The 20,900-nt window shown below is 61.8% G+C and carries 17 protein-coding genes; 8 read left to right on the forward strand and 9 right to left on the reverse strand.

The annotated features are described in order from the left end of the window. Positions 1-2: 2 nt before the first annotated feature. Positions 3-773: a MipA/OmpV family protein gene (locus NTD89_RS26660; protein ID WP_262210526.1), complete on the forward strand. Its 771-nt coding sequence runs from the start codon at positions 3-5 to the stop codon at positions 771-773. A 246-nt stretch (positions 774-1,019) separates the two neighbouring features. On the opposite strand, the gene NTD89_RS26665 is transcribed toward NTD89_RS26660, so the two are convergent. After that, the gene (locus tag NTD89_RS26665; protein WP_262210527.1) at positions 1,020-1,673 is read right to left on the reverse strand and encodes a DsbA family oxidoreductase; all 654 of its coding nucleotides are present in this window, start codon (positions 1,671-1,673) and stop codon (positions 1,020-1,022) included. A 55-nt stretch (positions 1,674-1,728) separates the two neighbouring features. Then, positions 1,729-2,748, reverse strand: a complete 1,020-nt coding sequence (locus NTD89_RS26670) for an alpha/beta fold hydrolase (protein WP_262210529.1) — start codon at positions 2,746-2,748, stop codon at positions 1,729-1,731. A 182-nt stretch (positions 2,749-2,930) separates the two neighbouring features. Between NTD89_RS26670 and metR the strand changes: the two genes are divergently transcribed. Beyond that, the gene (gene metR / locus NTD89_RS26675; RefSeq protein ID WP_057012200.1) at positions 2,931-3,848 is read left to right on the forward strand and encodes a transcriptional regulator MetR; all 918 of its coding nucleotides are present in this window, start codon (positions 2,931-2,933) and stop codon (positions 3,846-3,848) included. 129 nt (positions 3,849-3,977) lie between these two features. Here metR and NTD89_RS26680 read toward each other — a convergent pair whose 3' ends face one another. The 6 genes from NTD89_RS26680 to NTD89_RS26705 form a co-directional block, all read right to left on the reverse strand. Beyond that, positions 3,978-4,484: a GNAT family N-acetyltransferase gene (locus tag NTD89_RS26680; RefSeq protein WP_262210530.1), complete on the reverse strand. Its 507-nt coding sequence runs from the start codon at positions 4,482-4,484 to the stop codon at positions 3,978-3,980. Then, positions 4,481-4,894 carry an NUDIX hydrolase gene (locus NTD89_RS26685; protein WP_242194438.1) on the reverse strand — a complete coding sequence of 138 codons (414 nt, stop codon included), beginning with the start codon at positions 4,892-4,894 and terminating at the stop codon, positions 4,481-4,483. The genes NTD89_RS26680 and NTD89_RS26685 overlap by 4 nt, the downstream gene beginning before the upstream one ends. Positions 4,895-4,941: 47 nt before the next feature. Then, on the reverse strand, positions 4,942-6,288 hold the full coding sequence (locus tag NTD89_RS26690; protein ID WP_262210533.1) for an HD domain-containing phosphohydrolase: 1,347 nt from the start codon (positions 6,286-6,288) through the stop codon (positions 4,942-4,944). A 168-nt stretch (positions 6,289-6,456) separates the two neighbouring features. Then, positions 6,457-6,729 (reverse strand): type B 50S ribosomal protein L31, encoded by a 273-nt coding sequence (locus NTD89_RS26695; protein WP_242194441.1) that lies wholly within the window; start codon positions 6,727-6,729, stop codon positions 6,457-6,459. A 101-nt stretch (positions 6,730-6,830) separates the two neighbouring features. Next, complete coding sequence (locus NTD89_RS26700) at positions 6,831-8,156, reverse strand: APC family permease (protein ID WP_262210535.1); 1,326 nt, start codon at positions 8,154-8,156, stop codon at positions 6,831-6,833. A gap of 233 nt (positions 8,157-8,389) precedes the next feature. Then, positions 8,390-9,211 (reverse strand): carbon-nitrogen hydrolase family protein, encoded by an 822-nt coding sequence (locus tag NTD89_RS26705; protein WP_145161492.1) that lies wholly within the window; start codon positions 9,209-9,211, stop codon positions 8,390-8,392. Positions 9,212-9,304: 93 nt separating this feature from the next. On the opposite strand from NTD89_RS26705, the gene NTD89_RS26710 reads away from it, so the two are divergent. From NTD89_RS26710 to NTD89_RS26730, 5 genes are all read left to right on the forward strand, one after another. Next, entirely contained in the window at positions 9,305-10,069 is a 765-nt protein-coding gene (locus NTD89_RS26710) for a helix-turn-helix transcriptional regulator (protein WP_242194448.1), read from the forward strand. Positions 10,070-10,096: 27 nt separating this feature from the next. Then, a complete protein-coding gene (locus tag NTD89_RS26715; RefSeq protein WP_262210537.1) occupies positions 10,097-11,716 on the forward strand; it encodes an FMN-binding glutamate synthase family protein in 1,620 nt (539 codons plus the stop codon). Between the two features lie 11 nt (positions 11,717-11,727). Beyond that, positions 11,728-12,012 (forward strand): putative quinol monooxygenase, encoded by a 285-nt coding sequence (locus tag NTD89_RS26720; protein WP_262210539.1) that lies wholly within the window; start codon positions 11,728-11,730, stop codon positions 12,010-12,012. Positions 12,013-12,070: 58 nt separating this feature from the next. Then, a complete protein-coding gene (locus tag NTD89_RS26725; protein WP_242194452.1) occupies positions 12,071-12,367 on the forward strand; it encodes a cupin domain-containing protein in 297 nt (98 codons plus the stop codon). A gap of 132 nt (positions 12,368-12,499) precedes the next feature. Continuing rightward, entirely contained in the window at positions 12,500-13,624 is a 1,125-nt protein-coding gene (locus NTD89_RS26730) for an OpgC domain-containing protein (protein WP_145161478.1), read from the forward strand. A gap of 47 nt (positions 13,625-13,671) precedes the next feature. On the opposite strand, the gene NTD89_RS26735 is transcribed toward NTD89_RS26730, so the two are convergent. Then, positions 13,672-15,084, reverse strand: coding sequence for an amino acid permease (locus NTD89_RS26735; protein WP_145161475.1), 1,413 nt, complete (start codon positions 15,082-15,084; stop codon positions 13,672-13,674). 454 nt (positions 15,085-15,538) lie between these two features. Here NTD89_RS26735 and NTD89_RS26740 point away from each other — a divergent pair, with 454 nt between their 5' ends. Beyond that, positions 15,539-20,872: a hypothetical protein gene (locus tag NTD89_RS26740; RefSeq protein ID WP_262210542.1), complete on the forward strand. Its 5,334-nt coding sequence runs from the start codon at positions 15,539-15,541 to the stop codon at positions 20,870-20,872. Positions 20,873-20,900 lie beyond the last annotated feature (28 nt).

Raw genomic sequence — 20,900 nt, forward strand, 5'->3', positions numbered from 1 at the left:
CCATGTTCAAGGTTACTTCTGCTGTATTCGCCGGTTTGCTCGGGCTGTGGGGTTTTTCCAGTACGGTATTGGCCGACGGCATTACCGGCGAAGTGGGCGCGGGTGTCAGCTATCAACCCCACGACCCTACCGGCAGCCGCTACGAAACCCGGCCGATTCCCTACTTCGATCTGGACTGGGGCAGTGTCAGCCTGGGCACCGACGACGGCCTGACCTGGAGCGCGCTGAACACCAACGGCATTACTGCCGGCCCTTACATCAATTACCTGCCGGGCCGCACGGCCAATGGTTCGCTGCGCGGCTTGCGCGATGTGTCGGACATGGCGGAAGTCGGCGGCTTCATCCAATACGCCCCAGCCGAGTTCTGGCGCGTGTACGCGCAGGTCGGCCAGGCCGTGGGCGGCGGGCGTGATCAGAGTGGCGTGCTGGGCAAACTCGGCGGTGAGTTGGGTTACCCGTTGGGTGGCGGCATCATCGGCAGCACCGGCCTGATGGCGCACTTTGCCGATGCGCGCCAGACGCAGACCTTTTTCGGCGTTGACGACAAGGAGTCTGCGGCTTCGGGCATTCGGGCCTATAACGCCAGTGCGGGTTTCCAGAACCTGACGTTGACCCAGAGTTTTGAATTCCCGCTGGATACGCACTGGTCATTGTTGACCAGCGCCAGTTGGACGCACCTGGTGGGGTCGGCGGCCAACAGCACCATCGTCAAGCAGACGGGTGATGTGAACCAGGGGCAGGTGCAGACGGCGATCAGTTACAAGTTTGAATGATGGACTGGATGTGGGTGGCTGGCGGCCGGCCCACCGCCTTCGCGAGCAAGCCCGCTCCCACACTTGAAGCTCAGTGCATCAGGTGTACTCGGTCAAATGTGGGAGCTGGCTTGCCTGCGATGCAGGCACCTCGGTACATCAGGCACACCGAGTTGATGCTATCGCAGGCAAGCCAGCTCCTACAGAAAAGCAGATCTGCTTTTGCTTCAATCACTCAGGACAGGTACACAAGGCCGCGAAGACCCATCAGCCCTTGGCCTCACTGATGATCTGACGAATCGCTCCAACAAAGGCCTCAGCCGGCTGCCCCCCACTGACCGCATACTGATCGTTGAACACGATCGTTGGCACCGAAGTCACCCCTCGGGAAATCCACAGCTGCTCTTGCTCGCGCACCTCTGCGGCGTACTCATCGGAGGCCAGAATCTGCGCAGCACGGGTGACATCCAACCCAACACTTTCAGCAATAATCGCCAAGGTCGCAGGGTCGGACGGGTCTTGCCCATCGCTGAAATAAGCCTTGAACAGCGCTTCCTTCAGGTTGTACTGCAACCCTTCCAACCCGGCCCAATGCAGCAAGCGATGCGCATCAAACGTGTTGTAGATACGACTTTGCCCGTCAGTGCGAAACGCAAAGCCCACCGCCGCACCCAAGTCACGAATACGTGCACGGTTAGCCTGCGATTCCTCTGCGGTGGAGCCGTATTTTTCAGTGATGTGCTCAACGATGTTCTGCCCGATAGCCGGCATATTCGGGTTCAGCTCAAACGGCTGAAAATGAATCTCGGCCTGCACCTCAGCACCCAGCTGGTCCAACGCCTCAGTCAGCCCACGCAGGCCGATAATGCACCAGGGGCAAGACACGTCGCTGACGAAATCGATTTTCAGGGGAGTACTCATGGTGGGCAACCTCGCTGGCATTGATGCGCCGTAAACGTTGCACGATACACCAACTTCACAACACCTTCGAAGGCTGCCCTACATCAATCTGCGCCCAGTGCGCGGCATCTTCGCGATGGGCTTGCAGGTACGGTAACACCGCCGCCAGCAACGGCGCCTTGAACGCCTCCTGAAAACGATGCGCCAGGCCGGGAATCAACTTCAATTGGCTGCCCTGGATATGCGCGGCCAAATGCACACCGTGCATCACCGGCAGCAACGGGTCGGCAGTGCCATGCACCACCAGCGTTGGCACGCGCAATTGATTGAGCAGCGGCACACGGCTGGGCTCGGCGAGGATCGCCATGATCTGGCGCTTGACCCCGTCCGGGTTGAAGGCGCGGTCGTAGGACAGCGCGGCCTGATGCAGCAACACCTGGCGATCGTCCTTCACCAACGGGCTGCCCAACGCCGCCAGCAAGTCGGCCTGCTGCTCCAGCGCCACTTCACGGTTGGGCGCGCTGCGCCGCGACAGCAACTGCACCAACGCCGCACTCGGCGCCGGCAGGCCTTCGGCGCCGGAGCTGGTCATGATCAGCGTCAGGCTCTCGACCCGTTGCGGCGCCATGCCCGCCAGGTGCTGGGCGATCATGCCGCCCATGCTTGCACCCAACACGTGGAATTGGCGGATCTGCAACGCGTCCATCAAGCCCAGGGCGTCGTCGGCCATGTCGGTCAGCGTGTAGGGCGCCGCCACCGGCAGGCCGAGTTTGTAGCGCAGCACTTCGAAGGTCAGGTTGGCACTGGCCGGTGCCTGGCGCCACGTGGACAGGCCGACGTCACGGTTGTCGTAGCGAATCACCCGAAACCCTTGTTCGCACAGCGCCACGACGACTTCGTCCGGCCAGTGGATCAACTGCCCGCCCAGGCCCATCACCAGCAGCAATGCAGGGTCGGACGCACGGCCGATGCTCTGGTAGGCGATACTCACCTGAGCCAGGTCGACCGTTTGCGTCGGGACATTGACGTCACATCGAGAAGCCGCAAAAGACGGCAGGCCGAACAATAAAGCGGCCAGTAAACACAACACGCGCATGAAAAACACCGAAACACAGAACCCCAGTAGAGCGCGAGTCTGATGAAGTTTATTCAAGCGCGCTGCCACAGTTGCGTGACAGTTTGATGAACGGCGCCCAGCGGTCATGATCGACACGCCTTGCAACATGAGACAAACTCACGCCATTGCTGTTTTCCACAAATCGTCTTCATGGAGAGCCCGTGCTCGAAATCCGTCACCTCAAGACCCTGCACGCCTTGCGCGAAGCCGACAGCCTGGTCGAAGCCGCCGAGCGCCTGCACCTGACGCAGTCGGCGCTGTCCCATCAGTTCAAGGAGCTGGAAGAGCGCTTGGGCATGCAGCTGTTCGTGCGCAAGACCAAGCCACTGCGCTTTACCAGCGCCGGCCTGCGCCTGCTGCAACTGGCCGACGCCACCCTGCCCTTGCTGCGCGGCGCCGAGCGCGATATTGCGCGGCTCGCCGGCGGCACCGCCGGGCGTTTGCACATGGCCATCGAGTGCCACAGCTGCTTCCAATGGCTGATGCCGACTATCGACCAGTTCCGCGATGCCTGGCCGGAAGTCGAGCTGGACCTGGCGTCCGGCTTCGCCTTCGCGCCACTGCCGGCGCTGGCGCGGGGCGACCTGGACCTGGTGGTGACTTCCGACCCGCTGGAATTGCCGGGCATCACCTACGTGCCGCTGTTCACTTACGAAGCCATGCTGGCCGTGGCCAACCAGCACGCACTGGCGAACAAATCGTACATCGTGCCCGAAGATTTGCTCACCGAGACCCTGATCACCTACCCGGTGGAACGTGATCGGCTGGACATCTTTACGCGCTTTTTAGAGCCGGCCGACGTGGAACCGGCCCAGGTGCGCACCTCGGAACTCACCGTCATGATGATGCAGCTGGTGGCCAGCGGCCGTGGTGTGTGCGGCATGCCGCATTGGGCGCTGCATGAGTACAGCTCGCGCGGTTACGTGAAGGCCAAGCGGTTGGGCGAGAAAGGGCTGTTCGCGACGTTGTATGCGGGGATTCGTGCAGACATGCTGGACGCGCCGTACATGCGCGACTTTTTGCTGACGGCCAAGGACACGTCGTTTTCCACCCTCGATGGCGTCAGCGCAGTGCGCTAGCCGATACAGGTTAAAAATGTGGGAGCGGGCTTGCCTGCGATGCAGACGACGCGGTCTGACTGCAGCACCGAGGCGATGTTATCGCAGGCAAGCCAGCTCCCACATTGGATTGAGTTCCCACTTGGGATTTCAGTCGACCTTGAGTTCACGCCACATGTGGATCTTGTCGAAATAATCCTCGCCCACGCGCACCGCCAGCGGTTCCAGGCCGTACTGGATGAAGCCGCAGCGCTGGTACAACGCGAAGGCGGCGTCGTTGCCGGCGGTGACGGTCAGCTGAATCAACTTGAGGCGTGAGTGGCGGCGCGCCTCGCTGAGCGCTGCTTCTACCAGCTGGCGGCCCACGCCCTTCTGCTGATAAGCCTGGTTCACGTACATGCCGAACAAGGTCACCTTGTGCCGCGCTTTCTCACGGGGCTCGAACGCCAAGCCGACAATGCCGACCAATGCGTCCCCCTCAAAAGCCCCGAGCAGCCGGTCCAGCGGGCTGTCGACGCGCTTTTCCCACCAGCTCAAGGGCATCAGCGCGCGCTCCGCCACGCTGGAGGTGAACGCCTGCGGATAAGCGCCATACGCCTCAAGCATCAACGCCCGATAAGCCTCGGCGTCGTTGGCGCCAAGCGTGCGTACCATCATGCGTCGCAGGTCAGCGATGCGCGGTAAAACGGCAGGATCACGTCGCGCGTCAACGGCGCCAGTTGCAAACCGCCGTCACCGGCTGGGTCGATCCAGCGCACTTCTTCGATTTCGGCCGCGGGCGTCACCGCCACGTCGATGTGCACCTGGAACAGCTCGGCGTTCACGGTGAACCCAGGCTCATTGGCGGCAGGGGCCGAGAAGTGACCAAGGTAGACCGCTTGGCTTGGCTCGATGCGCAGGTTGAGTTCCTCAAACAGCTCACGGGCCAGGGCTTGGGCCGGTTGTTCGCCGGCGTCAATCTTGCCGCCCGGTTGCATGAACGCCTGGGTGCCGCGCTTGCGCACCAGCAGGGTTTGGCCGTCGCTGCCAATCAACAGCGCGGCGGCGATGCGGATAGTGGATGTCATGTAAAAACTGCCTTGAATGCAAAGGCGCAAGGATCACAGAAAGTGCGTTATTCGCAAAGCAATCCTTCATGCCCTGCTTTAATAAACACGCTGTACCTGGCGCCTTCCATCGTCTCAAAGGCAATCAACTTGTCCACCAGCGGCAGGTTCAGCACCTTGCCGGCGTTGAGCAACAGCATGCCGTTATCGGCGTTGAGGTTGCGCGCGAGCACCATGCCCTCCTCCAGCTCGCGGGTGCCCAGCACCCTGACGCTGGGGTCGCCCAGGGTCACGTCATTGAGGTACGTGGCGCAAACTGAAACAAAATCTTCGACCATGTCAGGGTCGTAAAGGCGACCGGCGTATTTGCGGATGTAGAGCAGCGCTTCGTCGCTGTTCATCTGGCGTTCAAGGATCAGGCCTTTTTGCAGCTCGATAAAGTCCACCGCCAGTTTCAACAGGCGCGAACCTGCGGGAATCGCGTCACCCTTGAGGTGATCGGGAAAGCCGCTGCCGTCCCAGCGTTCCTGATGATGGCGGATAAGCCGCGCTGCGTCTTTCATCGGTTCCAGGGTCATCAGCAACGATTCGCTCTGGGTGGCGTAAGCGCGATAACGCTCACGGTCGCTGCTGTGCAATAGGTCTGAAGGCGAGGCCATCATGCTGTCACTCCAGCTCAATTTGCCGATGTTGTAGAGCGCGGCAGCCATGGTCAGGTCGCGGTTACTGGCCTCATCTACGCCATGGGCCACACACCAGGTGCGCACCAATTCGATGATTTGACGGTTGGTTTGCTTGGCCCGCGGTAAGCGCAGGTTGGCCAGCAACGAGAACACCTCGGTGCCCGTGGCGTAGCTGTGTTTGAGCTCTTCGTAGGCCAGGTCGAGCATATCGGCGGTTTGCTGCAATTCACTGGTGCGAGAGGCAACACGTTTTTCCAGGGTGGCGTTGAGCTGCTTGAGTTCATCGTTCTGCGCCTGGATCAGCAGTTCCAGGCGCCCACGTTCGCGCTCCGAATGCTGATGGGCCAAGGACTGACGCAGGGCCAGCAGCAGCTCTTCATCGTTCCAGGGTTTGCTCAGGTAACGATAGATCTGGCCTTCGTTAATGGCTTTGACGATCAGCGTCAGGTCGGTCTCGCCGGTCAGCAGGATGCGCACCGTGTGCGGGTGGTGTTGGTGGATATGCGCCAGCAACGAGGCACCATCCATGTCCGGCAGACGCGCGGCGCTCATCACCAGGTCAATGGGTTGAGTGGCGAGAATGCCCAGGGCATCAGCGGCGCAGGTGGCGCTGTGCAGTTCGAAGGGCTCCAGGCTGAGCAATCGCTTGAGGCTGTGCAAAACATCCGGGTGGGCGTCGATCAACAGCAGCGCTGGACGGTTGGCATCGATAAAGGTCACTGACTCTCCCATGGGACACCTCGGATCGTCGATCTGCGTTCCTTACGGTCTGGGACAATGCCTCCTGGCGATTACCAGGTAGTTTAGTTGGTTTTTACAAAGTGATGGCCTTGCGATATCAACGCATAAAAAAAGCCGCTCCCAATGCTGGAGCGGCCTTTGAGGTGAAACGTGAATCCCTCACGCCTCGGCGTTTTTCGGGGTGCTGCCAAACGAAGCAAAGCGCTTGTTGAACCCGGCAATCCGGCCTTCGGCCTGAGTCTTGCGCTGCTGGCCGGTGTAGATCGGGTGCGAGGCGCTGGAGACGTCCAGCGGGATGTAAGGGTACGTGTTGCCATCGCTGTGTGTGTGGGTGCGCTCACTGTCGGCCGTGGAGCCGATCAGGAAGAACACGTCGGCGGCGGTGTCGTGGAACAGCACGGTGCGGTAGTCGGGATGGATACCAGTTTTCATAATGCCTCCGGGGCGTTTGAGTGCAATTAATGTGTTACACAGTAACACAAAATCATGCACCCAAACGAGAACCGATTGCAATAAGAATAGACCTGTCGCTTCTATGCAGCTTCCTGGAAGTCCATTTCCGGCGGCTGTTGCGAGAAGCCGCGCGTCAGGAAACCCAGGTAAACCAGGCCGATCGCCAACCACACCACGCCCAGGTAAATCGCCAGATGATCGAGGCTGATCATCAGCCACAAGTCCGCCGCGAGGCCGATGGCCGGGAACAGCAGGAACAGCATCAACTCACGCACGCCACGCGCTTTCGCGCCGATCCAGTAGTGAAAGATCACCGACAGGTTCACCAGGCTGAACGCCAGGAACGCCCCAAAGTTGATGAACGAGGTGGAGGTGGTCACGTCCAGCTTCAATGCCAGTAACGCCACAACCCCACACAACAGGATGCTGTTGACCGGCGTGCCGAAGCGCGCATGCAAGGTGCCAAAAAACGACTTGGGCAACACGCCGTCACGCCCCATCGCGAACAACAACCGCGAACCGCTGGCCTGGGCCGACAGCCCCGAGGCGAACTGGCCGACGATCAAGCCGATCAGGAAGATCGACACAAACAGGTCACCGCCGACATTGCGCGCGATTTCATAGGCCGCCGAATCCACATCGGCAAACTCGAACGACGGATGCGCGATCTGCACGAAATACGACACGCCAACAAAGATCAACCCGCCGATCAAGGTGATCAGCATGATCGCCCGCGGAATGGTACGCCGTGGGTCGCGGGTTTCCTCGGTCAGCGTGCTGACCGCGTCAAAGCCCAGGAACGAATAGCAGGCAATCGCCGCCCCGCTCATGATCAGCGGCATGTGCATCTGGCCGTTGAAGAACGGCGCGACGGTCCACAGCGGCTTGCTCGCATCGCCCCCGATGTAATGGATGCACAGCGCGACAAACGCGATCAGCACCAGGAACTGCACCAACATCAGCAGCGCATTAATGCCATTGGCCAGTTTCAGACCGATGATATTGATCGCCGTGGTGACGCCGATAAACGCCAGCACCCAGATCCATTGCGGCACCGCAGGGAATGCCGAATGCAGGTACGCCGCCCCGATCAACCAGATGGCCATGGGCAAGAACAGGTAGTCGAGCAACACCGCCCAACCGGCGATAAAGCCCAGTTTCGGGCTGATGGCCTTGCGCACGTAGCTGTAGGCGGAACCGGCCACCGGAAAGGCCGACGCCATGCGCCCGTAACTCATGGCGGTAAAGAACATCGCCACCAGGGCGGCCAGGTAAGCGGCCGGTACCATGCCGCCGGTGGATTGCGCGAGGATGCCGAAGGTGCCGAGCACAATGATCGGCGTCATATAGGCGATGCCAAACAGCACCACCGACCCTAACGACAGGGTGCGTTGCAAACGAGCCATGAGCGATTCTCCGCTGATTTATTAGATTTATGGCAGAACTGAAGTCGGTGACGCAGATGTCATTTTTCTTATGATCAAGCGTGTTTACTGTGGCGAGCGGGCTTGCCCCGCGTTGGGCTGCGAAGCGGCCCCATTACATTCACTGCATTTCTCCAGGCAAACCGCGGTTGCAGGTTTTAGGGCCGCTTCGCGCCCCAACGCGGGGCAAGCCCGCTCGCCACAAAGGGTCAGCCTTAATGGTGTGGGATCAGCAGTTCACGCGTCCCGTCCGTGCGCTCGATCACCTCACCCGGCAATTTCAAGCGCTGGTCGTCGAGGTAGCGGTAGTCCTTGCGAGCCGCCACCAGTTGGTCAAGATCCAGCTCGACAGTAAATTGCCCTTCCTCGCGCCCGGCTTCGAACAGCAGCGTGCCAATCGGGTCGACCAGGGCACTGCCGCCGGCGAACAACAGGCCGCCATCGCCCTCTTCCACGCGATTGACCATCAGCGCAAACGCCTGGTTTTCCTGGGCGCGCGCCATGATCGCGGTGCGGTGCGTGGGGCCGTAAGGGTCCATGTTGCCGTTGGTGACAATCAGCAGTTCGGCGCCCAGTTGCGCGTTGGCGCGGGCGGTTTCCGGGAACTCGATGTCGTAGCAGATCAACAGGCCGACGCGCACGCCGTTCCACAGGCAAGTGGCATAGCGGTCACCCGGCGTGAACACGCCGCGATCCGAGGCCCACAGGTGGGTCTTGCGATACCGCAGGGCAATGCCTTCGGGGGTGATCAGCAACGTGGTGTTATAGAATTGGCCGGCGTCGCTCTCGGCCATGCCGATCACCACGGCGATATTGCCTGCGCGAGCCGCCTCGATAACGGCCTGCACGGTCGGGCCATCCACCGGCTCGGCGATGTCGGCGACGGTCTCGGCGGACGGGAAGCCCATCAGGTGGGTTTCCGGAAATACGATCAGTTGCGTGTCGGCGGCGCAGGCAGCAATTGCCGCCAAGGCGCGCTCAAGGTTGTAAGCTGTGCCGTTATCACGACCTGCCAACTGGGCAAATTCGACCTTCATGGGAAGTCCTGTTGTTTTATCTGTGGCGCAGTATGCGCAGCCGCAACCGTCGGGGAAATCACGCCGCCGGGGTAACCCTATGGGGGTAGACGAATGACAGTCTCGCTGCAAGACATCGCCTGGCACCGTTCGGTGGGGCAAATGATAGACGCCCTCGACCAGGCCAACTTCTGGACCCAGCTCGTACGCTTGCTGGACAACTACGTGCCGTTCGACAGCTGGGTGGTATTGCTGTTCAGCAACGCGCACCGCCCGCTGGTATTCGCCGAATGCCCGGGCGCCGACGGCACGCCGGACCAGTTGTTCCAGGACTACCTCAACGGCCTGTACCTGCTCGACCCCTTCTACATCGCCAGCCGCGAACACTCACGCACCGGGCTGTTTCGCCTGGCCGAAGTCGCGCCGGAGCACTTTGAACTCACCGAGTACTACCAGCGCTACTTCCGCCTGAACGTGGTGGCCGATGAAATCCAATTCAATTGCCACCTGCCGGATGGGCGTACCCTGTGCCTGTCCCTGGGCTCCAAACAACGGTTTGACCCGCAGCAGATCGCCCTGCTGTCGCTGATCCAGCCCTGGGTCTTGAGTTTGCTGCGCCAGCGCCTGCCCTATGAACTCAATCAGGTCAGCGCCCCGCAGCCGCCGGTGCAAACGGATGACTGGGGCGCGCAACTCACCGCCCGCGAGCTGGATGTGGGCCGCTTGATGCTCAGCGGTTGCTCCAGCAAGGAAATCGCTCGTAAGCTGGAAATCTCTGTTGAAACCGTGAAAGTCCATAAGAAACACATGTACAGCAAGCTAGGGATCAAATCCCAGTCGGAGCTGTTCTCGATCTTTCTACAGGCGCAAAACGCCTAGCCGATGAGTGAACCCAAGGAAAACCGTATGAGCCTGTCGTTACTAAGCCGTTACGCCTTCTTTGCCGTGTGCGTCATTTTCACCCTCGCCAGCCTCCCCTTTATCGAACATGAATGGCTGTGGCCGATCACCGTGGTCACCGGCGTGCTCAGCCTGATCGGTCTACTCGACCTGCTGCAAAGCCCCCACGCGGTGCGCCGCAACTACCCGATCCTGGGCAATATCCGTTACCTGGTGGAGGCCATCCGCCCGGAAATCCGCCAGTACCTGCTTGAATCCGACAGCGATGCGCTGCCCTTCTCACGCGCGCAACGCTCACTGGTTTATTCGCGCGCCAAGAACGAAACCGCCGACAAACCCTTCGGCACCCTGATCGACGTGTATCAATCCGGCTTCGAATTCATCAGCCACTCCATGCGCCCAGCGCCGTTGAGTGACCCGAGCGCATTTCGCGTGATGGTCGGCGGCCCGCAGTGCAAGCAGCCGTACTCGGCATCGGTGTTCAACATCTCGGCCATGAGCTTCGGCTCGTTGAGCGCCAACGCCATTCGCGCGTTGAACCAGGGCGCCAAGCTCGGCAACTTTGCCCACGACACCGGCGAAGGCAGCATCAGCCCGTACCACCGCGAAAACGGCGGCGACCTGACCTGGGAACTGGGCAGCGGCTATTTCGGCTGCCGCACCAGCGACGGCCGCTTCGACCCGGAACGCTTCGCCGCGCAGGCGCAGAACCCGCAAGTGCGCATGATCGAAATCAAGATGAGCCAGGGCGCAAAACCCGGCCATGGCGGGATCCTGCCCAAGCACAAGGTCACCCAGGAAATTGCCGAGACGCGCGGCATCATGATGGGCGAAGACTGCATCTCGCCGTCGCGCCACAGCGCGTTTTCCACGCCGATTGAAATGATGCAGTTCATCGCCCAACTGCGCGAACTGTCCGGCGGCAAACCGGTGGGCTTCAAGTTTTGCCTGGGCCACCCGTGGGAGTTCATGGGCATTGCCAAGGCCATGCTCGAAACCGGCATCCTCCCGGACTTTATCGTGGTCGACGGCAAGGAAGGCGGCACCGGCGCCGCGCCGGTGGAGTTTACCGACCACATCGGCGTGCCGTTGCGTGAAGGTCTGCTGTTTGTGCACAACACGCTGGTGGGCCTGAACCTGCGTGACAAGATCAAGCTCGGCGCCAGCGGCAAGATCGTCAGCGCATTCGATATCGCCAGCGTTCTGGCCATTGGCGCCGACTGGGCCAACGCCGCGCGCGGCTTCATGTTTGCCATCGGCTGCATCCAGTCGCAGAGCTGCCACACCAACAAGTGCCCGACCGGCGTCGCCACCCAGGACCCGCTGCGCCAACGTGCGCTGGTGGTCCCGGACAAAGCCCAGCGCGTGTTCAACTTCCACCGCAACACCCTCAAGGCCCTGGCGGAAATGCTCGCCGCAGCCGGTCTGGATCATCCCTCGCAGCTGTCGGCCAAGCACCTGGTACGACGCATGTCGGCGACTGAAATCAAACTGTTCTCGCAACTGCATGTGTTCCTCAAGCCCGGTGAATTGCTCACCGGTGAAGTAAATGGCCAGTTCTATTCGCGCATGTGGCAGATGGCACGCGCGGACAGTTTTGAGCCGAATGACGTCGAAGCTGCGTGAGGAGACCGGCCATGCTCAAAGTCATCGCTGAAGACTTCATCAAGCCCGAACACGTGGAAACCGTACGCCCGTGGTATGCCGAACTGGTGGAAAAAACCCGCCTGGAACCGCTGTGTATTGCCTACGAACTGTTTGTCGATCAGAAAGACCCCGGGCACTTCGTGTTCATCGAGCTATGGCCCGATCAGGCCGCGCTGGATGCTCACTGCCAGAGCGAACACTTCACCCGGCTGGTGCCGCAGATCAATGCACATCAGGCCAAGCCCTGCCGGTTCGTGTTGATGGATGCGTTCTAAATTCCTTATTGCTGCTGAACCGGACCACCGACGGCATCGTTGAAACCAGGAGATTCACATGCCGTTACTCGACTTCGCCGCCCTCGCCGGGCAACTGCCCGACAGCTGGAAATCCACGCGCCTGGGCCAGGTAGGCCCGGCGCGGATCAAGGTGTTGCGCATGGATGAGCAGGCCTACGAGGAAGAAACCCACGCTTACAACGAAGGCCTGCTGGTGATCAGCGGCCAGTTGCGCTTGAGCATCGGCGACGAGGAAATCCGCGTGCAAGCCGGCCAGATGTACCTCGTCGAAGCCGGTATCGCCCACGCGGTCCTTGCCGGTAGCCAAGGCACATTGGTGATCATTGATGTCTAGAGACATTCAGTAATACCCAGCCTTTGCAATTGCTTACAAATACCGCCAACCTGCGCCCGCCCGACGTGCGGCGTGCGACAACGCCGCCGTGCACCTGTCATTACTAAACTATTTGTTCAAGAGCCCGCTGCCATGCTGAACGGACGCGACCCGCGCATCGATTTTTTTCGGGGCCTGGCGTTGATCTTCATTTTCTGGGATCACGTCCCCCACAACCCCCTCGGCCAGATCACCCTGCGCAATATCGGGTTCAGCGACGCGGCTGAAGTCTTCGTGTTCCTTGCCGGCTACGCCTCGGTGCTGGCCTACGGCAAGGTCCTGCAGCGCGAAGGCTACTGGATGGCCTGCTTGAAGATCCTGCGGCGCACCTGGGTGTTGTACGTGGTGCACATCTTCCTGCTGGCAATGCTGATGGGCATCGTGTTTTTCGCCAACAGCCATGTGGAAACCCGCGACCTGGTCGAAGAGATGGGCCTGACGCATTTCGTTACCCACCCGCAGCAAGCGCTGGTGGATGAATTGCTGTTGCGCTTCAAGCCGAACCTGATGGACCCGTTGCCCCTGTATATCGTGCTGCTGGCGGGCTTGCCGCTGGTTCTGCCGCTGCTGCTGCGCAAGACCTGGGCGGTGGTCGCGGTGTCGATGGCGGTGTACTTGCTGGCGCCGCACCTGGGCTGGAACCTGGCCGCCATCGCTGACGGCGTGTGGTACTTCAACCCGGTCACCTGGCAGTTTCTGTTTATCCTGGGTGGCGCGGCGGCCATTCACGGGCAACAACCCCGCGCGCAGGATAATCGGCCACTGCTGCGCCAGCCGTTGTTCGTCACGGCGGCGGTCTACGCACTGGCGGCGGGTGTGCTCACCCTCGCCTGGCGTTGGCCTGAGGTGCACGACGCGTTGATGCCAGCGGCCTTGAGCGAACTGCTCTACCCGATCAGCAAGACCGACTTGTCACCGGTGCGACTGCTGCACTTCCTGGCGCTGGCCTACGTCACCGCCAAACTGTTGCCCGGGCCTGCCTGGACACAAAATTGGCTGGCCCAACAGACCTGCCGGATGGGGCGTTATTCGTTGGAAGTATTCTGCCTGGGCGTCTTACTGGCGCCGCTGGCGGATATGCTCAACGCCCTGGCTGGCGATGCCTTCACTATGCAAATCGTCACCGCACTGGTTGGCGCCGCCCTGATGGCCGCGCTGGGGGCCTGGCTGGAATTCAACCAACGCCTGAGCCAATCGCCGCGCGTGGCCACCGCCTGAAAAACAAAAAGCCCCGATCCCGGGGCTTTTTGTTGTGCGCCTGAACGTCAGGCTTGAGCACGCGCCGCAGCATTGATCGGCTGCAACTTGAACACGTAGAACAGCACGGTCAGCAGCACCAGGAACACCGGGCCGACATACAGCGCCACGCGCGTGTCCGGGAAGTACGCCATCAGCCCAACCACCAGCACCAGGAACGCCAGCGCCAGGTACGAACTGACCGGGTACAGCCACATGCGGTACTTGAGGCCGGCTGCCTCGGCCGGGCTCAGGCTTTTGCGGAATTTAAGCTGAGCCAGCAGGATCATCAGCCAGGTCCAGATCGCGCCGAAGGTGGCGATGGACGTCACCCAGACGAAGACTTTCTCGGGGACCATGTAGTTGAGCAACACGCCCAGCAGCAGCACGAAAATCGACAGCAGCAACGCCTTGCGCGGTACGCCGTTGCTTGAGGTGGTGCCGAATGCGGCCGGGGCCTGACCGTTCTGCGCCAGGCTGTAGAGCATACGGCCGGTGCTGAAGATGCCGCCGTTGCAGGAGGACAACGCAGCCGTGATCACCACAAAGTTGATGATGCCGGCGGCGGTCTTGATGCCCAGTCGCTCGAAGGTCATCACGAACGGGCTGCCCTGGGTGCCGATTTCATTCCATGGGTAGATCGACAGAATCACGAACAACGCCCCCACGTAGAACAGCAGGATGCGCCAGAACACCGAGCCGATGGCGCTCGGGATAGTCTTCTGCGGGTTCTTCGCTTCACCGGCGGTAAGGCCGATCATCTCGACGCCCAGGTACGCGAACATCACCATTTGCAGGGACATCAACACACCGGTCACGCCATTGGGCATAAAGCCGCCGTGGGCCCACAGGTTGGAAATCCCCAGCGCCACACCGTCGTTGCCGAAGCCGAACGCGATGATGCCGACGCCGCCGATCACCATGGCAATGATCGTGACGATCTTGATCAGCGCGAACCAGAACTCGAACTCACCGAATGCCTTGACCGCAATCAGGTTGATCGTGCCCATGCTCACCAGCGCCGCCAGCGCCCAGATCCAGCGCGGCACATCGGGAAACCAGACGCCCATGTAGACGGCAACGGCGGTGATTTCTGCCACGCAGGTCACCAGCCACAGGAACCAGTAGTTCCAGCCGGTCAGAAAGCCCGCCAACGGGCCGAGGTAGTCCTGGGCATAACGGCTGAACGAACCGGCGACGGGGTTATGCACCGCCATTTCGCCGAGCGCGCGCATGATCACCAGGATCGCCAGGCCGCCAATGATGTAGGAGAGCATGATCGCCGGGCCGGCCATTTCGATGGCCTTGGCGGAACCCAGGAACAGGCCGACACCGATACAGGCGCCGAGGGCCATCAGGCGAATATGCCGTTCGCCCAGTTCACGTTTCAGCGGGCCGCCCTGAGCGGTCTCGCCATGGGGCAGCTGATTGCCAACTGGCATAGGGGTACAACCTCGTCTTGTTATTGGATATGAACCACCGAGCGTTGCGCACGCCAGGCCGGTAAGCCGGGGGCGAACTTCAACCAGGCCTGTTTCGTGGACAGGCACGTCCGGCAGCGCACAGCCTGCGGGATCGGCGGGGGTGCAGTATAAAAAGCCGACACTAGGGTCTTTCACTCTAAAAATGACTAAATTCAGCGATAAATCTGGGTAAATACGCCTTTTACAAGGAAGCATTACCTGCCTTTACGCATTTATCAGGTCATCGCGAGGGCCGCGAGTATTGCACAGTGATGGTGCAGCGTCATGCCTGGGCCGACGCCCTCTGGCTGTCAACGAAGGCTCTGGCCCAAGGCTTCGAGCTCGGCCACAGGCAAATCGGAAACGTCATGATCCCCCCGCCAACGGCACTCCCTCAGGATGATGCAATTGCATCCATGCACAGGGAAAATCAATGGACACGCCTACCGAGCGCCTCGAGCAGGGCCGCACCCGACGCCAGGAGGGTGACCAGCACATGGTCACTATCCTGATCAATCATTTGAATAGCACCAACGCCGAGCCGCTGCTGATACCGCCCCATTCGTCGCCAGGTTGCTGGCTGCAACTCTGGCGCCAGGCCATTAACCGCCCGCGCTTCATCGCCTGGGCCCGGCAACGGAACATCGACCTCGCCAGCCTGACCCTGGCCAATGGCACCCTGACAGACCGGACGCGACACACCTGGACCCTGTGGGACGACGCGCCAGGGCGCGCTCTGGCCCTTCCCCTGCTGACCATCGCCGACATACTCGACCCCGCGGCCACCGGCCTGCCGTACGGGCCGATGACTGCTGGCGAGAACACGCTGCAATTGCCCGCCAGCCAGGTGCTGCGGTTCTACGGTTACCCTCAGCCGCAGACCCGGGGGCAGCGAATGATCGTCATCCAGGCCCTCGATCAGCTCAACCCTTTCGCCAGCGCCAGCCCAACGCTGGCGGATGATTTCGAGCGGCTGAACCAAGACCTGCTGCAGCTGGCCGACAGCCTGGAGGCTGCTGCGAGCGAGGCGGGTTTCAACCCGCAAACCGCTCACCGCCACAGGCTGACCCTCGACTCCGGCTCTTTTGCAGCCAACGCCCAACAAACCGGCGCAGCGCTGTTGGATTACATCACCCGTCATCAGGACTTCCTGGCGCTGGAGCCGGTTCACGGCCTGCAGCCCGGCCATTACACATTCGATCCCGATACCCGCCAGCTCACCGGCCAGCGCGCCAATGGCACACAGGTAGCACTCGGCATCGAATGGCTGTTGCCGCTGCCACTGGCAGGCCGTCTCGAACAACTGGTCAGTGTGGCGCAACAGCTCGGCACCTCTATTCACCAGAGCGGCCAGTTCAGCGTGGCGCAGTTGCTGCAGTGCCATAACCTCGCAGTGCCCACCACGCCAGACGCGGCCAGGGCGCTGAGCCTGCGCCTGCGCGCGTCGCAGCCGCTGCAGGTGCTGCCGGTATGCGACTTCGCCGGTGCCGATATTGCGCTGATGCAGCAACGGCACTGGCAGCGCCTGGACCATGACCGCGACCATGCCGCGGCGGCTTTGCGCACGCTGCTCGAGGGCAAAGCCGCTGACGCCGTGATTGCCACGCACGCGCCATTGCTGCAGGCCTCGGCCGGCGACGCCCATTTGCATCCGGCGCTCGCACCTGCGCCGCGCACCGAAGCGCGCAGCCTCGCCCAGCTTCTGCAAGGGCACGGTCTTGCCGTTCCACGTACCGCCGGCGACGCCCTCGGTACGCTGCAAATCCTCGAAATGACCCTGCCGCGCAGCACTCAACACGCTGACTATCGACAGGGCTTGCCCTTAACGCCTGACCAGCGTGAGACCGTGCGAAATGCGGTCAACGCTTGGCTGCCGCGCACGAGCAGCAGGCTGTTGGAATATCTGGCGGGGCCCTTGTTGGCCGAGCTGTCGCGAAGCGCGATTCGCACCCAGGCCGACCGGTTGCTCAAGCTCATGCTCAGGCGCCCTCCTGCCCGGCAACTGGGGCGACGGTTGCTGGAGGCACTGGGCGGATACGGTCAACACCCGCACGAACACACCAACAGTGCCAGCCTTGAAAACCTGGTGCTGGCCGCGCTGATGATCGAACTCGACCCGCTGCAGGATGAACAGCGTTACGTCGTCGCGGGGTTCGACCTCGCCGAAAGCAGCCAATGGGGCCGCTCCCATGCGGCCCTGCGTGAAGACCTGGAACTGCACCTGATACGCAGCGGCGCCGTCTCGGCCGAGGCCACGCCGCTGGCCGCCCACCTGCTGCTCGCGGGGGCTGCGCCGGAGTTTTTGGTGCGAGAACTGCCGGCCACGTTGCGCTTCATGACCTCCACCCACTGGCTGGTGTTCAGCCAAGGCGTGGCGATGGCGCACAGGGTCGCGCCGGGCTCACCGCAGCACCTGAGCTACAACGATGTCATCGCCCTGGCGTCACGGGAGGACACCTCGCCCGAGCAGCAACAATGGCGCGAATACACCGCAACCCAAGGCCTGCTCGATTGGGCTGTCGCCCAGGGTGAGCTGACGCAACAGGCCGACGGCCGCTACCCGATCAGCGAGATCGACGCGGCGAAAGCCCGACTGCAAGCGCGCCTGGAGGCACTGAAAAGCGCGTTCATGACGTTCGCCAGCGACCTTCCGACGCGCCGGTCGGTGGCGCTCGATGACCTGCGAAAAGTCTTCCCGGGCCACCCTCGCATCAATACGCCCGACCTGCGCTGGGCGTTGGGGTCGCGCTTGCAACTGAACCTCGGCCTGGCGTCCAACGGCCCACCCCGTTGGCATAACGTGCCTTACCTCAGCGAGCACTCCCTGGTGGACTTGCACAGCCAGGGCTGGCTGCAGCCTTTTTCGCGCCACTGGGCATCGGTTCACCCACACCTGAACCTGAACCTGATGCGCAGCGCGTTCAGCCGTCTGGGGCATGTGAATACGCTGTTCGAGGCCGCCTTCGACGCCCACATTGATCGCCTTAAACAGGCGTACGCCACCACCATTCAGGACCTGTTGGCACAATTACCGCTGGCCGAGCGTGCCCGGCTGCCCATCGGCGAGCTGCAACTGCTGGTGCTGAGCAAGGCGGCCACCAAGCCAGAAGCCCTGGAAACCCGCGAGGAAAAAAGTGCCCGCGTCGGGCGCTTCGGCATCCTCCTGCGCTGCACCCTGCCCCACGCTACCCACGATTACGAGTTGTTCCCACTGCTCAACCGCCTGCATAAACGCAGCGGGCCCGCCCTGGTGTTTGACCTGGGCGGCAAGCCCCTGTCGGTCACCACCGGCCGACCAGGCTCGGTTCAACCCGTCAGCCGCTTGCACACCGGCAATCAACTCGCCATCGACTGGCAAGCCTACGAAACCGGCAGCGCGCCGCGGCCGAACGTGTTCTCCACCGTGGTCGTCGAGCAGCTGTGGCAGCAGGGCCCCACACCCGATGAAAGCGGCGCCCCGCAGTTCGGTTCGGCGGTCCTGCGCAGCATCACCCAGGCCATTGTCGAGCGGCATTTTTTTCTCGACGTCGAAGCCGCACGACAACAGGCGCATGGCGCGTCCGCCGAAGATGAGTTTGAACGCCACCACGAAGCGTTGACGCAGCGTCTCAAAATCCTCGTGCCGTTGTGGTCGTGCGGCCAGGACATCGCTTCGGGCGATCCACACCGCATGACCTATGGCAGCTACCAGTGCCTCCTCGACCTGTTCAGCCTGCTGATGCCCGCCCGTGCCTACTCGTCGGCCGGCCTGGCGGTATTGAAAAGCACTGCCCCGCTGCCAATAAAACTGCTGCAACTGGGCAAAGCGAGTACGCACCTGCTGCATGCAACCCTCAACCCCCTCGACCACATTCCCCGACTTGCCAGAGTGGCCCGCAACGGCCTGGTCAGGCTGGGCAACGACGCGTGGCACACCCTGAGGCAAGCCATCGAGCAAACCCAACGCTGGACCGCCAACACGTCGTTGCGCGAGTACGTGCGCTGGCTGTCCAGGGCCGACATCGGCATCGGTGCCGTGCTGGGCGGGAGCGACTTTTCGCGCATTGTCGCGGTGATGCGCGAAAAGCAGTGGTACGCCTTCGACCCTTTCAGCGCGAGGCCCTATGGGCCACCGCTGGGGAGCTTTCGTCTGGACAGCGCCCTGAGCGTGACACCGGTGCACTGCGTCAACGGTTACCAGGCGCGCGTCACCGAGCGCCTGTTTGACACTCCGCCATTGCTGATTCCCCGCGCCACCGCCACGGATTTACTGGTTGACGGTAAGGTCATGCGCCTTGAACACAGTGCCCCGACCCACTTGGACGACCTGGCATCGCCCGCCCATTTTCGCGTAGAGCACCATTTCGACACCCGCTGCACGCCCACCCGAAGAAAACGCAATGCGCCCCCATTCATCTGCTTCACCAAACGGCTGTCTGCGTTTGGCAACTCCATTCATCAACGCCGCGTGCAAGCGCTGGAACATATCCGGATCATTCCCGCGCCCCGCCAGGGCGGTGCAAAACAGCAACTGGCGTATCACCACACCGTTTACGAAGTCAGCCGTGACGACGTCGCCTTTGAGCTGACCCAGGTCGCGGCACCGCCGTTGATCTATCGCCGCCGCACGCTGGGCACGCTTGTCGATGAACCGCAATTCGGGCTGCCCGACGACCAACTGGACAACCTGCTGGGCCATGAAACCCGGGTGGTGGAACTGCAAGGCATCGCCGAAGGCATTGATGACACGCGCATCCTGCGGGCCATGGTGTTCGAACTCTCCCGGCCTGGACCGATCCCCGGCCCACGCTGGGTTGTCGAGGCCGACACCGGTGTGTTCTATGAAGTGATCCAGACCGCCAACCCGCCTGAACTGGTCTTCGATTACCTGGACTTCAGCCAGGGCGGCGAGCACGCGCGGCTGATCCACGCCTTCTGCGATTACAAGCGCGATTACCTGGACATCGCCGAACTCATGCCCACGCAACCACTGGTGGCGCTGCCGACGCTGGAGGTGCTGTACCGGCAACTGGCGGCCCGCGGTTTTTCTGACGGCACCTTGGCAAGGTTGCGCCATACCGCCAGTACCCTGACTCCCCTCAAACAACGGGAATTATTGTTGAACGCGTCCAGCCAGGGACAGCGTCTGGATGTGCATGTCGCCGCCAAACCCTTGCAGCTGGATATATGGCCGCCACGCCCGCTAGTAGCCGGCGGCCCCAGCGCCGCGCAGATCAACGAATACCTCGCGCAGAAAGCCCACGCCAGCACGCTGGCGTTGGTCGAAAGAACCGGAGTCGGCGCCGCCAACCTCGTTACCGATGCCGTTGACGACCTGGCGCGGTTGCGGATCGCAGCCCCCGTGGTGCTGTGGCAATACTCCCTGGTCGGGCAGCCCGACTACACCGAGATCATCCTCAAGACCGGCGCCGGCAATTGCGACCAGATGGCCCATGTCGCCCATGAACTGATCCGCACCAACGGCGGTGTCTCGCAGATATGGGGCTCGCGTCCGCCTACCCATGCCTTTGTGGTGGTCGGCAAAACGCCGTCAAGCCTGGTCGAGACCCAGGACTTCAAGGAGGACGACTGGCAAGGCCTGTGGATCTGCGACCCCTGGGCCCGGATTGCCTGCCCGGCCAATCAGTACCCGAACGTGTTTAACGAGCGGGTGCGTGACTGGTCCGGCCAGCACATGTCGGTTTACTACAAGGGCCAGTGGGAGCGAATCGAAAACTCCAGCTGGCTGGCGGACTGGAACCGCGGCCTGAAACTTTCATGGAGCTAGCAAGCCCGCACACAAAATCTTCACGGCG

It is taken from the genome of Pseudomonas sp. 14P_5.3_Bac1 (assembly GCF_025466135.1).
Lineage (GTDB): Bacteria > Pseudomonadota > Gammaproteobacteria > Pseudomonadales > Pseudomonadaceae > Aquipseudomonas.

Excerpts from the sequence above, each read along its gene's own strand:
- NTD89_RS26680 (WP_262210530.1), bottom strand. The coding sequence starts at position 4,484 with ATGATGGTACGCACGCTTGGCGCCAACGACGCCGAGGCTTATCGGGCG.
- NTD89_RS26710 (WP_242194448.1), top strand. The coding sequence starts at position 9,305 with ATGACAGTCTCGCTGCAAGACATCGCCTGGCACCGTTCGGTGGGGCAA.
- NTD89_RS26690 (WP_262210533.1), bottom strand. The coding sequence starts at position 6,288 with ATGGGAGAGTCAGTGACCTTTATCGATGCCAACCGTCCAGCGCTGCTG.
- NTD89_RS26695 (WP_242194441.1), bottom strand. The coding sequence starts at position 6,729 with ATGAAAACTGGTATCCATCCCGACTACCGCACCGTGCTGTTCCACGAC.
- NTD89_RS26725 (WP_242194452.1), top strand. The coding sequence starts at position 12,071 with ATGCCGTTACTCGACTTCGCCGCCCTCGCCGGGCAACTGCCCGACAGC.
- NTD89_RS26720 (WP_262210539.1), top strand. The coding sequence starts at position 11,728 with ATGCTCAAAGTCATCGCTGAAGACTTCATCAAGCCCGAACACGTGGAA.
- NTD89_RS26730 (WP_145161478.1), top strand. The coding sequence starts at position 12,500 with ATGCTGAACGGACGCGACCCGCGCATCGATTTTTTTCGGGGCCTGGCG.
- NTD89_RS26665 (WP_262210527.1), bottom strand. The coding sequence starts at position 1,673 with ATGAGTACTCCCCTGAAAATCGATTTCGTCAGCGACGTGTCTTGCCCC.
- NTD89_RS26670 (WP_262210529.1), bottom strand. The coding sequence starts at position 2,748 with ATGCGCGTGTTGTGTTTACTGGCCGCTTTATTGTTCGGCCTGCCGTCT.
- NTD89_RS26660 (WP_262210526.1), top strand. The coding sequence starts at position 3 with ATGTTCAAGGTTACTTCTGCTGTATTCGCCGGTTTGCTCGGGCTGTGG.
- NTD89_RS26700 (WP_262210535.1), bottom strand. The coding sequence starts at position 8,156 with ATGGCTCGTTTGCAACGCACCCTGTCGTTAGGGTCGGTGGTGCTGTTT.
- NTD89_RS26685 (WP_242194438.1), bottom strand. The coding sequence starts at position 4,894 with ATGACATCCACTATCCGCATCGCCGCCGCGCTGTTGATTGGCAGCGAC.
- NTD89_RS26735 (WP_145161475.1), bottom strand. The coding sequence starts at position 15,084 with ATGCCAGTTGGCAATCAGCTGCCCCATGGCGAGACCGCTCAGGGCGGC.
- NTD89_RS26740 (WP_262210542.1), top strand. The coding sequence starts at position 15,539 with ATGGACACGCCTACCGAGCGCCTCGAGCAGGGCCGCACCCGACGCCAG.
- NTD89_RS26705 (WP_145161492.1), bottom strand. The coding sequence starts at position 9,211 with ATGAAGGTCGAATTTGCCCAGTTGGCAGGTCGTGATAACGGCACAGCT.
- NTD89_RS26715 (WP_262210537.1), top strand. The coding sequence starts at position 10,097 with ATGAGCCTGTCGTTACTAAGCCGTTACGCCTTCTTTGCCGTGTGCGTC.